Raw genomic sequence first — 16,485 nt, forward strand, 5'->3', positions numbered from 1 at the left:
TAAAATAGAAGATAATTTAAATCAATAAGGTGTTTAAAAATAATGATATTTAGCTTATAATGATTACTAGATCAAGGAAGATAAAGTGTCGTTTTCTCCAGAGAAAGAAAATCAAAGTCCCAAAAAAGCTGAAGTATTTACGATACCTGTCTCTTTGAATTCAGCAGAAAAAAATACGGTTATAAATACAAATAGTCAAGATTTAAATTCAAAAGATCAGATTATTAAGCTAGGGTTAGATGCACATAGTAAAGGCAAGCTTATAGAGGCATCAAAGTATTATAAAGCTTTCATAAATAAGGGTTTAAAAGATAGACGAGTTTTCTCCAATTATGGAATTATATTAAAAGAATTTGGCAGACTAGAAGAGTCAGAAATACTACTTCTCAAGGCAATTGAAACTGATTCAAATTTTGCATTAGGTTATTACAATCTAGGAATCATATATCTAGATCTTAACAAGATTTCAGATGCAGAAAAAGTAACTCGTAGAGCAATTGAAATTGATCCTAACCTCGCTATAGCTCATTTTAGTCTGGGTAACATTTTTCGTGAAAAAGGAGATCTCAAAGATGCTGAAACATCAACGCGTCAGGCAATCAAACTAAAACCTGATTTCGCAGATGCTTTTATTAATCTTGGAACGATTTTGAAAGATCTTGGGAAAATAGATGAAGCTGAGTTAATGACTCTAGAATCAATTAAACTTAATCCCAAAATCGGCAGAGCTTATAATCTCTTAGGCTTAATTCTTTTAAGGAAGGGACAATACAACTTAAGTCTAAATAATTTTTATAAGAGCGCAGAAGTACTAAGAGGAAAACATACTGAATTTACTAATGAATTAAAATTCAAGACAATTAGCAGAGCGAAAATACAACATGATATTGAACAATTTGAATATCTAGTATCTAAAGGTTATGAAACTGAAAAATTCAGTTCTCTCACCCATCTATATAAAAAGGTAGAAAATGAAATTGATTGGCCCTCAGAAACTAAATTAATCACCCTCAGCACTAAGCATCAAAATCTTCTCAGAGACAGTTATAACCGTATAATTCATAGAATTGAGACGCCAAGATTAAATGACTCAGCAGTGAACAAATCCTTAAATATTGAGAAAATCACAAATGATTATTTTAAACATAGTTTTGGTTTAACTCATATTGATAATTTCTTAAATAATTCAGCACTAGAAGCTCTTCGAAAGTTTTTCTTGGGAAGCACAATTTGGTTTGATATCAAAGGAGGTGGCTACATAGGGGCATATTTAAGGGAGGGTTTAGCTAATCCATTACTTATACAAATAGCTGAAGAACTAAGAAATGATTTTCCAAAAATATTTAAAGATTATTATATTAATGAAATATGGGCTTATAAATACGACAGCCGAGCAAAAAATCCAAATTCTTCACTTAGTGGAATAAACGTTCACGCAGACTTCGCAGCAATAAATGTAAATTTTTGGATCACTCCAAGTAAGGCAAACTTAAATCCAAAATCTGGTGGCCTAATTGTTTATGATGTAGAGGCGCCAAAGGAATGGAATTTTAATTCTTACAATAATGATATTGAAAAAATAAAGAAAGAGTTAAAAAAAAGCAAGGGAGAAACAAAAGCTATTCCATATAAAGGAAATAGAGCAGTTGTTTTCAATTCTAATTTATTTCATGAAACTGATACCTATACATTTAAGGAAGGATACGAAAATCGGCGAATTAATATCACAATGTTATTTGGGAATAGAAAAGATCAATAATTAATTTTTAATAATAATTAAAAATATCACTTATACAAGAGAAAAGAAATAGACATATAAAACAATTTTTAAAGATAAACATAATAATTTCTCAAAAACTGTACTACTAAACTTTTACGACTATAAATAATCCTGAAAAATACTTAGCTTAATAAAATAAAGTTATAGTAAAATATTTTAATATAATGAAAGAAATTTCAAATTTCAGTGGAACTCTCAAAGGGAAATAAAAGAGATCAGCATAGAATCAATACATATCCTGTACCATTTTCGATAGGTAACTATCAAAATGATTCGATAAGTTCAAAAGAGGATCTTCTTGCTTTAGCCTTCAAAGCTCATCACGAGGGAGAAATAGAACAAGCAATAAATTATTATGAATACATAATAGATAAAGGATTAGAAGATTATCGAATTTTATCTAATTATGGATCAATTCTTAAGGATCTAGGTAAAGTAAAAGAAGCAGAGTTATATCTTCAAAAATCAATTAAAAGTAATCCTAATTTTGATTACTCTCATCATAATTTAGGAACTTTATTAATTGATATAGGAAGACTTAAGGAAGCAGAAATATATCTTAGAAAAGCTATTAATATTAATCCAAGTTCGACAGAGTCATATAATAATCTAGGCACTTTATTAATAGATTTAGGAAAACCAGAAGAAGCTGAATTATGTTTACGAAAAGCTATTAATATTAATCCAAATTTTGAAAATGCTCATATCAATCTTAGTAATATTTTGAAAGATAATAATAAATTAGAAGAAGCAGAATTGTCACTAAGAAAAGCTATTGAAATTAATCCTAACTCTGCTGAGGCTCATTCTAATCTTGGTAATATTTTAAAGGAGCTTGGAAAGTTAAAAGAAGCAGAACTATCACTCATTAAAGCAATTAAAATTAAACCTGACTATGCCAGTGCATATTCTAATCTAGGAATATTATTAAAGGATCTTGGTAAATTAGATAAAGCTGAAGACTTATTTCTTAGTTCAATTAGAATAGATCGTAACTTTGCAAAAGGATACTATTCTTTATCAACACTTGAATGTTCAAAAAATAATAAAATTTGGCATCCTCAACTCTTTTCAGAAAGTATTTTACATAATAAATCAGTCAAAGATAAAGTTGATATTTATTTCGCTAGAGCAAATATACAACATAAGAAAAAGAATTACAAATCAAGTTCTGAATACCTAAATTTGGCTAATGATTTAAAAATTCTTATTAAACCTTCTAAATCGGAACTACTAATTAATAAATCCAGACTATTACTTGAAGAAACTTACAAAAACGAAACTATTGAAAAAGAAAATAATAACTATAATGAAAGCATTTTTATTGTAGGGATGCCAAGAAGTGGATCAACATTGATAGAATCTATTATTAGCATGAATAAAATGATTGTTGATTTAGGTGAGATAAATACCCTCGAAGAATCCTATATAGCATATAATAATAATAATAATAAACTATCTCTTTCTGAATTATATTTTGAAAATATAAAGTATTTAAATCATGAGCAAATAATCACAACTAATAAATGTCTCTACAACTATCAATATGCAGGTATGATTGCCATGAAAATGCCAAAAGCAAAAATCATTCATTGCTTTCGTAATCCATTAGACAATATTCTTTCAATTTATCGAGCACATTTTGCCGTGGGAAATGAGTACTCATCTTCCTTAATTGATTGTGCAAAGGTTTATACAGATCAGGATATGATAATGACAGAATATAAGAATAGATTTCGATCAAAAATATATGATCTTAATTATGATTTATTAGTAGCAAATCCTAGTCAAGAGATCAAATCTTTGATCTCTTGGCTAGGTTGGGAATGGGACAATTCTTATCTAATGCCTCATTTAAATAAAAGATCAGTCTCAACAGCAAGTAGTGTTCAAGTCCGTTCACCAATTAATTCAAAATCAGTTGGAGGATGGAGAAATTACAAAGAGATGCTTCAACCAGTAATTCAAATAATTAATAAAGTTGAAAAATATCGTGACATAATATATTAATATCAAATAAATATTTTTAAATATAATAGTAGGAATATAGGATTACAAAATAATCACAGAGTTAGTAAATTGTTTTACTTTTAAATTCTTAATTATTCCATGAAGGATTGACTATTTATAAATTCTATTACATTAGAATAAAAATTGATAAATTTATTTCTATATAGAGAAATCAAAAGGTATAGTTGAATAAAAAAATGATTTAGATAGAATAATTATCTAAATTATCATATTTAGATTGAAATTAATGATAGCATCAGCAAAAATACTTTTTGATCAAAAAAGGTATCTTGAAACAATTGATACTTGCAATAAAATTCTATCTTTGGATCAAAGTTCAATAGATGCTTTAAAGCTAATAGCAAAATCTTTTTTAGAATTAAGAAGATACGAAGAATCCCGTACATATTTTAAGAAAGTACTTACACTTAATGCTCTTGATTATGAAGCAATTAAAGATATCGGAAATACATATCAAGCTATTGGTGATTCTAATAATGCAAAAAAATATTATAAAAAATCTATAGCTATTAATAATTCTTATGCTCCAGCACTAACTAATCTTGGAAGTATTGAACTCACCAAAGGAAATAAACACGAAGCATTATCTTTATTCATCAAATCAACAGAATCTGATCCTAAACTTGCTTCTGCTTGGGGAAATTTAGCCAATTGTTATATTAAATTTGGAAAAATAAAAAAAGCTGAAATCTCCATTCTTAAAGCAATAGATCTAAATCCCAATCTTTTTAACTTACATTTCCTTCTTGCAAATATCCTCATTGCGCAAAAGAAACTACAAGAAGCAGTTGAACCTCTACGCAAAACAATTGAGCTAAAAAACGATTTCTTTCAAGCTCATTTAAACCTTGGGGCAATTTTAAAAGACTTAGGAAAACTCAAAGAAGCTGAGTATTATTGCCGTAAAGCAATAGATCTAAATCCCAATCTTTTTAACTTACATTTCCTTCTTGCAAATATCCTCATTGCGCAAAAGAAACTACAAGAAGCAGTTGAACCTCTACGCAAAACAATTGAGCTAAAAAACGATTTCTTTCAAGCTCATTTAAACCTTGGGGCAATTTTAAAAGACTTAGGAAAACTCAAAGAAGCTGAGTATTATTGCCGTAAAGCAATAGAGTTAAATCCCAATCTTTTTAACTCACATTTTCTTCTTGCAAATATCCTCATTGCGCAAAAGAAACTACAAGAAGCAGTTGAACCTCTACGCAAAACAATTGAGCTAAAAAACGATTTCTTTCAAGCTCATTTAAACCTTGGGGCAATTTTAAAAGACTTAGGAAAACTCAAAGAAGCTGAGTATTATTGCCGTAAAGCAATAGAGTTAAATCCCAATCTTTTTAACTCACATTTTCTTCTTGCAAATATCCTCATTGCGCAAAAGAAACGACAAGAAGCAGTTGAACCTCTACGCAAAACAATTGAGCTAAAAAACGATTTCTTTCAAGCTCATTTAAACCTTGGGGCAATTTTAAAAGACTTAGGAAAACTCAAAGAAGCTGAGTATTATTGCCGTAAAGCAATAAATATTAATCCTAATTTAACAGAGGCTCATTATAATTTGGGAAATATATTGAGAGATCTTGGTAATTTAAAAGAAGCAGAATTTTCAATTCGCAAAGCTATTAAATTAAATCCTAATTTCACTGATGCTTATCTCAGTCTAGGAAATATATTAAGAGATCTTGGTAAATTACAAGAAGCAGAATTATCACAAAAAAAAGCAATCGAATTGAATCCTCATTTTGCAGAAGCCTATTCGAATCTTGGCATCATTTCGAAAGATCTTGGTAAAGTAGAAGAAGCTGAGTCATTACAAAGAAAAGCGATTGCATTGAATCCTGATTTAACAGAAGCTCATTTTAATCTAGGTAATGTATTGAGAGATCTTGGTAATTTAAAAGAAGCAGAATTATCAACTCGCAAAGCTATTGAATTAAATCCTAATTTTGCTGATGCTCATCTCAGTCTAGGAAATATATTAAGAGATCTTGGTAAATTAGAAGAAGCAGAATTATTACAAAAAAAAGCAATCGAATTGAATCCTCATTTTGCAGAAGCTTATTCCAATCTTGGCATCATTTTGAAAGATCTTGGTAAAGTAGAAGAAGCTGAGTTATTACAACGAAAAGCAATTGAATTAAAATCTGATTTGACTGAGGCTCATTATATTCTTGGGAAAATGTTATTAAGACAAGGAAAATATTTTGAAGGTATTAAAGAACTGAAGGAAGGAGAAGGATTTATTGAATTTGACCTGATAAATGGGGTGGCTATAAAATAATCACAGAAAAAATCTATAAAATGAGACGAGCCCCATTAGGCAAATCTAATCTTAGTCCTAACTTTATTGGCTCATGGATAATCGAACCTTTGTTATGCGATCAAATAATCGAATACTATGAAAAAAATAAACAAAGACAAAGCCAAGGTAAGACCTCTGGAGGCTTAAAACTAGATACTAAAGATAGAAAAGATATAGCTCTTTCACCAAAAGAATTAACTCTCCCAGAAAACGAAGTATTTAAAATATATTTCGAAAATTTATTTGAATGCTATAAAGACTACTCTAAACAATGGCCATTTTTATCAGGTATAGTTAATAAATTAGATATTGGAACTTTTAATATTGGAAAATATATGCCAGGACAACACTTTCAAAAAGTACATTGTGAAAGGACTGGTTTAAGCAATCTTCATAGACTACTAGCTTTTATGACTTACTTAAATGATGTTGATGATGGCGGTTCAACATATTTCAATCATTATGATCTGGATATAAAGCCCAAGAAAGGTTTAAGTTTACTATGGCCAGCTGAATGGACGCACTCTCATAAAGGAAACATACTAAAATCAGGAGTAAAGTATATAATTACTGGTTGGCTAACATTCCCTAAATAAAAAATTAAAGATAAAATAATAATTAATTAAATAATTTATTTACAACATAAAAATCATGAAAATTTTAGTGATTCGAGAGTGCCAATATCAAAGTTTTTTCAAGCTATTTAAATATATCAAGACATTGAAAGATTACTAGATACTTATATATATTTGAGAAAAGGGAGATGTGAAAAAGATCATCATAACAGATTTCACTACGAGATGACGGACCGAAGAGTTAGATCTAAAGATTAAAAATTGAGCTCAATTTGTCTAAATATTAATTAAGAGCAATTAAGCTTATTAATGGCTAAAGAGAATAAAAGCCTGATATATTGGAAAAAATGATATCCTTTTGTTTCTTGGACGCCAACATAGATTTAGCTCAATCGCTCTTTGAAAAAGATAAATATCAAGAAGCAATTGATACTTGTAAGAAAATATTGGCTAAGAATAACACCTCCATAAAAGCTATAAAGTTAATAGCAAAATCTTTCTTAGCTTTAAGAAAGATAGATATTGCTCGTTCATATTTAAATAAAGCTCTAAAAATGAAACCAGATGATTATGAAGTAATTAAAGACCTGGGTAATACCTACCAAGCCATTGGGGATCTTAATAGTGCTAAAACCTATTATCAAAGAGCAATAGAGATTAATAGGGATTATGCTCCGGCGCTAACAAATCTTGGTAGCATTGAACTATCCTTGGGTAAAAAACAACAGGCAATATCTTTATTAATAAAAGCCACTAAATGCGACTCTCAATTAGCTCCAGCTTGGGGAAATCTAGCCAATGCTTATCTACAATTAGGAAAAAACAAAGAAGCGGAATCATCCATACGCAAAGCAATAGATCTCCATCCAAATCTCTATCATTCATATTTACTTCTTTCCTCAATACTTATTAAGCAAAAAAAACTAGAAGAAGCTGAATTGTCACTTCGCAAAACTATTAGTCTTAAACCTGATGTCTTTCAGGCTCATCTAAACCTTGGAACAGTTTTAAAAAACTTAGGGAACCTTCAAGAAGCTGAAAATTCTACTCGGAAGGCAATGGAACTGAATTCCAATTTATTTAATTCTCATTTTCTGCTTGCCACAATACTCACTGGGAGAAATAAACTAAAGGAAGCTGAATTATCGCTTCGCAAAACGATTAAACTTAAACCTGATTTCTATCAAGCACATCTAAACCTTGGAACAGTTTTAAGGAACCTAGGGAAGCTTAAAGAAGCTGAATTTTCCACTCGAAAAGCGATTGAAATCAAACCTGATCTAGCCGAAGCGCATTCTAATCTTGGAGATTTACTGAGAGAGCTTGGAAACTTAAAAGAATCAGAAGTATCAATGCGCAAAGCAATTGATATTAATCCTAATAATGCCAATGCTCATTACATTCTTGGAAATACCTTGTACCAGTTAGGAAAATTAAAAGAAGTTGAGTTACATCAACGAAAAGCAACTGAGCTTAAACCTGATTTCGCAGCTGCACATCACAATCTAGGAAAAGTACTAAGAAAGCTTGGCAAATATAAAGAAGCAGAGTTTCATACCAGAAAAGCAACTGAGCTTATACCTGATTTAGCAGAAGGTCATTTGAATCTTGGCGATATATTAAAAGATCTTGGCAAATATAAAGAAGCAGAGTTTCATACCAGACAAGCTATTGAAATTAATAAAAATTTCGCCATGGCTTATACAAATCTAGGCAGCATATTAAATATACTTGGTAAAAAAGAAGAAGCTGAAAAAATATTACTTAAATCATTAGAATTAGATCCTAATTGTCCAACAGCTCATTCTAATCTAGGAGCCATAATGGAACACCAAGGGAAAGATATTGAAGCAAGAAAATTATTTAAAAAAGCATCTCTACTAGCTCCAGAAAATCTTAGCTTTAAAATTAATTCGGTACTTTATTTATCTTCAATCCCTTTTAGTAATAAACATATTGAATCAGAGAGAAAAGAATATGTAAAGCAAATATCCTTATTGAATGAGAACAAAGATTTAATCTTCAAAGGTCAAATTTTTACTACAAGTATGTTCTATTTAGCTTATCATAATAAGCAAGATGACAAAAATATACTAATGAAATTATCTAAAGTTTTATCTTCAAAGAACGGTATCGTAAATAGAAATTTTAATAAAAATAAGCAGCTCCTTAACTACAAAAAAAGAAAAAATATTCGTCTAGGTGTTTGCTCAGACTATTTATACCAGCATTCTGTAAGCAACTTTTTCGGGAATATCATAAAAAATATTGCTACTGCTGGTATTGAAGTATTGATATTTAGAGGACCTAATGCAAGAGAAGATTCCCACAGCAAATCTATCGATGCACTTGCTACTGAGGTTATACGAATGCCTAGATGCATTCAAAGCTCATGTGATTTGATATTAAGTAGATCAATTGATATTCTTTTTTACGTTGATCTTGGGATGTCTCATTATACTTACTTACTCTCACTATCAAGATTAGCATTAGTACAATTCACCACTCTTGGTCATCCAAATACATCTGGATCAAATGAAATTGATTACTTCATTTCATGTGATGACTATGAAACCAATCACTCAGAAAGTTTCTATTCAGAAAATTTAATAAAATTAAGCAGAATACCTGTAAATTATACAATGCCTAAAATCAATATTACTAAAACTAAATTTAAATTCGAAAGTTTAAATATACCAGATAATTCTTTCTTAATAGGTATACCTCATTCTCCTTTTAAATTTCATCCAGATTATGATTTAGTTTTAGATAAAATATTAGAAGAAATACCACATGCTTTATTTTTCTTTGCAGATGGCATAAAAAAGAATGAAACGCTCCAATTAAAAGAAAGATGGAAAAATAATACAAAATTAATACTTCAAAAAACTATATTTTTTCCTAGAGTTAGCCTAAATGAATTTTTTCAAATAATAAAAGATTTAGATATAATATTGGATCCCTTTTATTTTGGTATGGGAAATACTTTTTATCAGTCAATGTGCTTTAATACACCTGTAGTTACTATGCCTACTAATCATATAAAGTCGAGACATGCATTCGCTGGATACAAACAAATGGGTATCAAAAATCCACCAATTGCAAGTTCACCATCTGAATATATATCAATATGCAAGAAATTAGCTTTCGACCATTCCTATAGAAATAATCTAAAATCACAAATCAATGATGAGTCAAGAAGCCGTATTTTTAATGATCAAAACATTTATCAAGAATATATTGAATTCTTCAATGCTTCACTTGATGCTGCAAAGTCAGATAAATTATTACCGACTAATTGGCAACCTAAATTAAATAAAAATAATCTCAGGGAGAGTTAGGAATAGCAATATAGTGCATAATAGAATAAGTTAAATCAGAAGCGAAAAAAAAATGGTCGAATCTACTGATAAAGATCTAAGTAGTAAGAATTTAACAAAAATAAAAACATTCACAGTTCCATTTGCCTTAAAGGAAATTAAAGAAAATATTACTGTCAAAACCAATACGCCTTCCAAACCTTCTAAAGAACAAATAATTAATCAAGCATTTAAATTTCACTCACAAGGAAATATCTTAGAAGCAGAAAAATATTATCAGTATTTCATCAATCAAGGGTTTGATGATCATAGAGTTTTTGCTAATTATGGCATAATTTTAAAAGATCAAAATAAACTAAAAGAAGCAGAATTATCCACTCGAAAAGCACTCAAACTCAATCCTGATTTTGCTAATGCTAATTATAATCTAGGACTTATATTAGTAGCTACTGGAAATTTACAAGAAGCAGAACAATCTACTCGAAAAGCAATTGAACTCAATCCTGATTTCGTAGAAGCTCATTCCAATCTAGGAAATATTTTGAGAGATCTTGGTAACTTACAAGACGCAGAGCGATCCACTCGAAAAGCAATTGAACTCAATCCTAATTTTGCAGAAGCTCATTCCAATCTAGGAAATATTTTGAGAGATCTTGGTAATTTACAAGAAGCAGAACTATCTACTCGCAAAGCAGTTGAACTTAATCCAAATTTCGCAGAAGCTCATTATAATCTAGGAGTCATTTTAAGTGATCTTGGAAATTTAGAAGACGCAGAATTATCTACTCGAAAAGCACTTGAACTCAAACCTAATAACGAAAATAGTCATAGAAGTCTTGGATATATTTTAATGAATAAAGGTAAACATTTAGAAGGGATAAAGCAGCTAAGAAAAGGAAGTGGATATATTATTTTCAATCATAAACTTTCAGAAGTTAATTTTCTTTCCCAATGAAAAGAGTCGCGAATAAAGTAGGTTCTTTAAAACCTAATTTTATTAATTCCTGGATGATAGAACCTCTCGCATTATGCGATAATTTAATAGACTATTTTGAATTACATAAAAGCAAACAAAGACAAGGAAATACATTTTCTGGAGTTGATAATGCAGTTAACAAGAATATAAAAGATAGTACAGATATCACGATTCATCCTAAGGACATTCTATTGCCAGGTAATGAAATCTTTAATCAATACTTTCATGAACTATTTGAATGTCATAAAGACTATATTTCTGAATGGCCTTTTTTAAAAGAAAGATCCGAGAATTTTGAAATTGGTGATTTCAACCTTCAACGATATGTACCTGGGCAACATTTCAAAAGTCTACATACCGAGCGGTTTTCTTTAGATAGCCTTCATCGTGTTTTTGTATTTATGACTTACTTAAATGATGTACAAGAAGGAGGTTCAACATATTTCAGTCATTATGATCTTGAAATTCAACCTAGAAAAGGATTAACCTTGATTTGGCCTGCCGAATGGACACATGCACATAAAGGAAATATTTTAAAAGCAGGCAATAAGTACATCATTACAGGTTGGATAAATTTTACTTTTTAATTGATAGGTTTCATAAAAAATATAGCTTCACAATTCACCAGTTTCAGAAACTCCCAGATCTAATGAATTAATTTTTTTAGATTCTAATTTCCTCAACCAATCAAATACCTCTATAAGAACTTTTCCCCAGTGGAAAAGCCATATAAAAAAAACCAATCGCCCCTACTCCCACCCACTATGTTATAAACTATTAATTAAGCGAGAGTATTCTCTTGCCTTTAATAAAGAGAATAAAATAGCAAACTCATTACCATAACTAAAAATTCTTGCTATACTCCATGAAATTATATAATTTCATAATTACAGCATGAAGGGATTAGGTAATAAAAAGAAAGGACAAAAGAACGTCTCTAAAATAGAAACAGTCACAGTTCCATTTGCTTTAAACGAAATTAAAGAAAATATTACTGCCAACACTAATAGAACTTCCAAACATTCTAAACCTTCTAAACCTTCTAAACCTTCTAAAAAACAACTAATTAATCAAGCATTTAAGTTTCACTCACAAGGAAATATCTCAGAAGCAGCAAAATATTATCAGTATTTCATAAATCAAGGGTTTGATGATCATAGAGTTTTTGCTAATTATGGCATAATTTTAAAAGATCAAAATAAACTAAAAGAAGCAGAATTATACACTCGAAAAGCACTCGAACTCAAACCCGATTTCGCTATTGCTAATTACAATCTAGGAGTTATATTAATAGCTATTGGAAATTCACAAGAAGCAGAACAATCTACTCGAAAAGCACTTGAACTCAATCCAAATTTCGTAGAAGCTCATTCCAATCTAGGAAATATTTTGAGAGATCTTGGTAACTTACAAGACGCAGAGCGATCCACTCGAAAAGCACTTGAACTCAATCCTGATTTCGTAGAAGCTCATTACAATCTAGGAAATATTTTAAGAGATCTTGGTAATTTACAAGAAGCAGAACAATCTACTCGAAAAGCACTTGAACTCAATCCAAATTTCGCAGAGGCTTATGACTTATTAGCCAAAATTTTAAATAATCTTCAAAATAGAGATCATTCGATTAAGTATCAAAAAAAATATTTCACTCTCAAAGCAAAAGATATTAATACTAAATCTAATATAGAAAATGTTATTGATTTATTTTCTAAGAAAATTGTAAGTCAAGATCACATTTATACTTTTTTTGATAACGCAGTAAACAATCATCTTATCAATAGCGATTCAAATGGAATTGACTATTCATATATTTTTGAATCCATAATTAAATCAAAGGATCAGCGTTTTATTAGTTATAAAGAAAGAAAAGCTATTACCCAAAACAAAAGACAGATAGATGATTTACCATTGATAATTTCTCAGGGTACTCATTCTCTGATCAATTGGAAAGAATATTCCTTGTATAAAACAGCAAATGATATGATTATATATTCGATGTTACTTAATGAGATAAGACCTGAAATAATTATTGAACTCGGGTCTGGCTCTGGTGGAAGTGCTGTTTGGATGGCAGATATTTGTAAGTCTTTAGAGTTAGATTGTAAGATTTTTAGCTATGATATTAAAAAACCAAGTTTCAATTACAATAATATTACTTTTATAGAGTTTGATATTAGTAAATTAGATATTAATGAGGGATTACCATTACTTAATTCTTTATATAATGAACGAATACTAGTAATCGAAGATGCACATGTTAATCTTTTATCTGTTTTATATACAGTAAATAAATTTCTTAAATCTGGAGATTATTTGATAATCGAAGACAGTCAAATTAAAGAAAAACAAATTGAGAAATTCACCAAAAATTACCCTGAAAGATTCATGCTAGATCAATATTACCTTGATTTTTTTGGGACAAATATGACATGTTCTTTTGACTCGATTTTCAAGGTGTTTTAATTACAAATCCTAGAATTTATATTTCCTCTATCAATTAAATCTTTCTGCAAGCACTATTTACTAGAAGATAAGATACAAAACTAGAAAAAATTTGGAGAGAAACATTCAAATATCTTTCGAGGTATATATCAATTATGAGTACATATAAGTAAATAAATAATATGCAATGTTTGAAACTCTTTATCTCTCTAAACCATTACTATAACTTTATATATATGATCCTGGTAACGCATGAGAAGCTCTAATACTAAAAAGAACGTAGAGATAGTCCTTTGGTGGCGAACCATAATGCACTGCAGCGGAAGAGGATGAACTAATTAACCGAGAAACAGCAATATTTACCCTAAGCAGAAACCATATTAAGTAAGAAAGTTACAGTAGAAGAGTTTTCGCGAAACTCTTTCTATAGGTTAAAGGACAAACTAATTTAAATGACTTCAATAAAGTATTTTATTGGGAAAAAGTTCTTTTTATGAAGCAATTAATCTTTCATATAACTCTATGAGTTAAATTACAATAATCTCAGTAAGAATTTCAAATGGCAATTAAAGTAAATAGTAGACTTACTATAATTAGAATTTCTTAGTACATAATGGTATCTAGGAATAAAAAGCAAGGAAACAAGAAAGTCACTAAGATTAAAACATTTCCAGTTCCATTCGCTTTAGAAGAAAAAAAAGAATATGTAACTATTAATAGAAATAGCCCTTCTAAACAAACTAAAGAACAAATAATTAATCAAGCATTTAAGTGTCATTCACAAGGCAATATTTCAGAAGCAGCGAGATATTATCAATATTTCATTAATCAAGGTTTTAATGATCATAGAGTTTTTTCTAATTATGGAATAATTTTAAAAAGTCTTGACAAGTTAGAAGAAGCAGAAGTCTCATACCGCAAAGCTATTGAAATCAAAACTGATTACGCAGAGGCGCATTACAATCTGGGAAATGTATTGAGAGATCTTGGCAAATTACAAAAAGCAGAAGTCTCATACCGCAAAGCTATTGAAATCAAAACTGATTACACAATGGCGCATTTCAATCTGGGAAATGTATTGAGAGATCTTGGCAAATTACAAAAAGCAGAAGTCTCATACCGCAAAGCTATTGAAATCAAAACTGATTACACAATGGCGCATTTCAATCTGGGAAATGTATTGAGAGATCTTGGCAAATTACAAGAAGCAGAAATCTCATACCGTAAAGCAATTACACTTAATCCTGATTACGCAATAGCACATTCAAATCTGGGAATCATTCTGAACGGTCTTGGCAAATTACAAGAAGCAGAAATCTCATACCGTAAAGCAATTACACTTAATCCTGATTACGCAATAGCACTTTCAAACCTGGGAAATGTATTGAGAGATCTTGGCAAATTTCAAGAAGCAGAAATCTCATACCGCAAAGCAATTGAAATAAATCCTCATTTCGCAGAAGCACATAATAATCTGGGAATCGTATTAAAAGATATTGGCAAATTCCATGATGCTATAAATCACTTCAAGAAAGCCATAGAATTAGACAATGAGTTATCAATAGCGAAGACTGGATTAATTGAATCCAAAGGAATCATATGCGACTGGAGTGAGCAGAAAGCTCAAGCTATTTGGCTGGATACACTTGGAATTAAAGGAGCAGCTATAACCCCAATGTGTTTACTTTATCTCGAGGATAATCCATTAAAACAATTAAAAATAGCGAAGAAATTATACAAAGAAAGATACACAAAAATATCAAAACCTATAGCTAATTTTAAAAATAAAAAAATTCATATTGGTTATTTCTCCGCTGATTTTAGAGCTCACCCAATGATGTTTTTAATGGGTTCTATGTTTAAGTTACATGATAAATCTAAGTTCAAAGTATACTTATACTCATTTGTAAAGAAAGAGGATCAGTATACTAAAATAGCTAGAGATTCAGGTTGTATATTCAGAGATATAAAAGAATTAAATGATATTGAAGCAGTTGAATTAGCCAGAAGTGATCAATTAGATATAGCTATTGATCGTATGGGATATTGTTTAGGAAACAGAATGAATATATTTTCTTATCGAGTAGCTCCAATACAAATCCATTATATGGCTTATCCTGGAACTCTTGGAAGTGATAATATTGATTATCTGATTGCTGATAAGGTAATAATTCCAAAAGGATATGAAAAATTTTATAAAGAAAAAATAATAAGAATGCCAAATTGCTATCAATGTAATGACGATACAAAAGAAATATGTAAAGAACCTATTTCTCGTAAGAATTTCAATCTTCCTGAGAAAGGATTTGTATTTACTTGTTTTAACGCTAATAAAAAGATCACTCCAAAAGAATTTAATATTTGGATGAGATTACTAAAAAAAATCAAAGGCAGTGTTCTTTGGTTATATAAATCTAATCAATATTCAAAAAACAATTTAATTTATGAAGCAGAAAAAAGAAATATTAATCCAAAAAGGATAATTTTCTCCAAACAATTGCCACAAGAAAAACATTTAGCGAGGCTTACTCTTGCAGATTTAGCACTCGATACTTTTAACTATAATGGTCATACAACAACCTCTGATGCTTTAAGGGTAGGCCTACCAGTTCTAACAAAAATAGGAGAAAGTTTTGCTGCAAGAGTCTCTGCTAGCATAATTACTTCTATGGGGATTCCAGAATTAATTACTAATACTGAAGAAGAGTATGAAGAGAAGGCTTTATATATAGCTAGAAATCCTAGTGAACTTAAAAGATTGAAATCTAAATTGGCCAAATCAAGAGAAATCTCATCTCTTTATAACTCAGAATTATTTACACGATCTCTAGAAGATAAATTCAAGGAATTAGTAAAACCCAATAGTCATTAAGTAAGACAATCATATTAGTAAAAATAATCCACTTGTTAGCGATGTTATTGGAATCCACCAGTTCGCCAATATCGTCATCACCATAATCACATTCATTATTTCCTTCACACTCCCCGCAGTTATGAAAGACCAAACCACCATAAAGTATTAGTTTCTAGCAGTTATCGTAGTATTGGAGGAAATT

The 16,485-nt window shown here is 29.9% G+C and carries 9 protein-coding genes; all 9 read left to right on the forward strand.

All coding sequences use genetic code 11. The features are described 5' to 3' along the window. Positions 1-85 precede the first annotated feature (85 nt). The 9 genes from AC6EJB_RS06540 to AC6EJB_RS06580 all read left to right on the forward strand — a co-directional run bounded on the left by AC6EJB_RS06540 (position 86) and on the right by AC6EJB_RS06580 (position 16,301). Positions 86-1,759 carry a tetratricopeptide repeat protein gene (locus tag AC6EJB_RS06540; RefSeq protein ID WP_498490543.1) on the forward strand — a complete coding sequence of 558 codons (1,674 nt, stop codon included), beginning with the start codon at positions 86-88 and terminating at the stop codon, positions 1,757-1,759. Between the two features lie 207 nt (positions 1,760-1,966). Beyond that, positions 1,967-3,790 (forward strand): tetratricopeptide repeat protein, encoded by a 1,824-nt coding sequence (locus AC6EJB_RS06545; RefSeq protein ID WP_498490544.1) that lies wholly within the window; start codon positions 1,967-1,969, stop codon positions 3,788-3,790. 247 nt (positions 3,791-4,037) lie between these two features. Next, positions 4,038-6,095 carry a tetratricopeptide repeat protein gene (locus AC6EJB_RS06550; RefSeq protein WP_498490545.1) on the forward strand — a complete coding sequence of 686 codons (2,058 nt, stop codon included), beginning with the start codon at positions 4,038-4,040 and terminating at the stop codon, positions 6,093-6,095. 20 nt (positions 6,096-6,115) lie between these two features. Beyond that, positions 6,116-6,712, forward strand: a complete 597-nt coding sequence (locus AC6EJB_RS06555; protein ID WP_498490546.1) for a 2OG-Fe(II) oxygenase — start codon at positions 6,116-6,118, stop codon at positions 6,710-6,712. A 344-nt stretch (positions 6,713-7,056) separates the two neighbouring features. Then, on the forward strand, positions 7,057-10,032 hold the full coding sequence (locus AC6EJB_RS06560; protein WP_498490547.1) for a tetratricopeptide repeat protein: 2,976 nt from the start codon (positions 7,057-7,059) through the stop codon (positions 10,030-10,032). A 52-nt stretch (positions 10,033-10,084) separates the two neighbouring features. Beyond that, entirely contained in the window at positions 10,085-10,966 is an 882-nt protein-coding gene (locus AC6EJB_RS06565; protein ID WP_498490548.1) for a tetratricopeptide repeat protein, read from the forward strand. Beyond that, on the forward strand, positions 10,963-11,574 hold the full coding sequence (locus AC6EJB_RS06570) for a 2OG-Fe(II) oxygenase (RefSeq protein WP_498490549.1): 612 nt from the start codon (positions 10,963-10,965) through the stop codon (positions 11,572-11,574). Before AC6EJB_RS06565 ends, AC6EJB_RS06570 begins: the two co-directional genes overlap by 4 nt. A gap of 307 nt (positions 11,575-11,881) precedes the next feature. After that, on the forward strand, positions 11,882-13,450 hold the full coding sequence (locus AC6EJB_RS06575) for a CmcI family methyltransferase (protein WP_498490550.1): 1,569 nt from the start codon (positions 11,882-11,884) through the stop codon (positions 13,448-13,450). A gap of 592 nt (positions 13,451-14,042) precedes the next feature. Next, on the forward strand, positions 14,043-16,301 hold the full coding sequence (locus AC6EJB_RS06580) for a tetratricopeptide repeat protein (RefSeq protein WP_498490551.1): 2,259 nt from the start codon (positions 14,043-14,045) through the stop codon (positions 16,299-16,301). The last annotated feature ends 184 nt before the right edge of the window (positions 16,302-16,485 follow it).

This window comes from Prochlorococcus sp. G4PB17 (genome assembly GCF_059772445.1).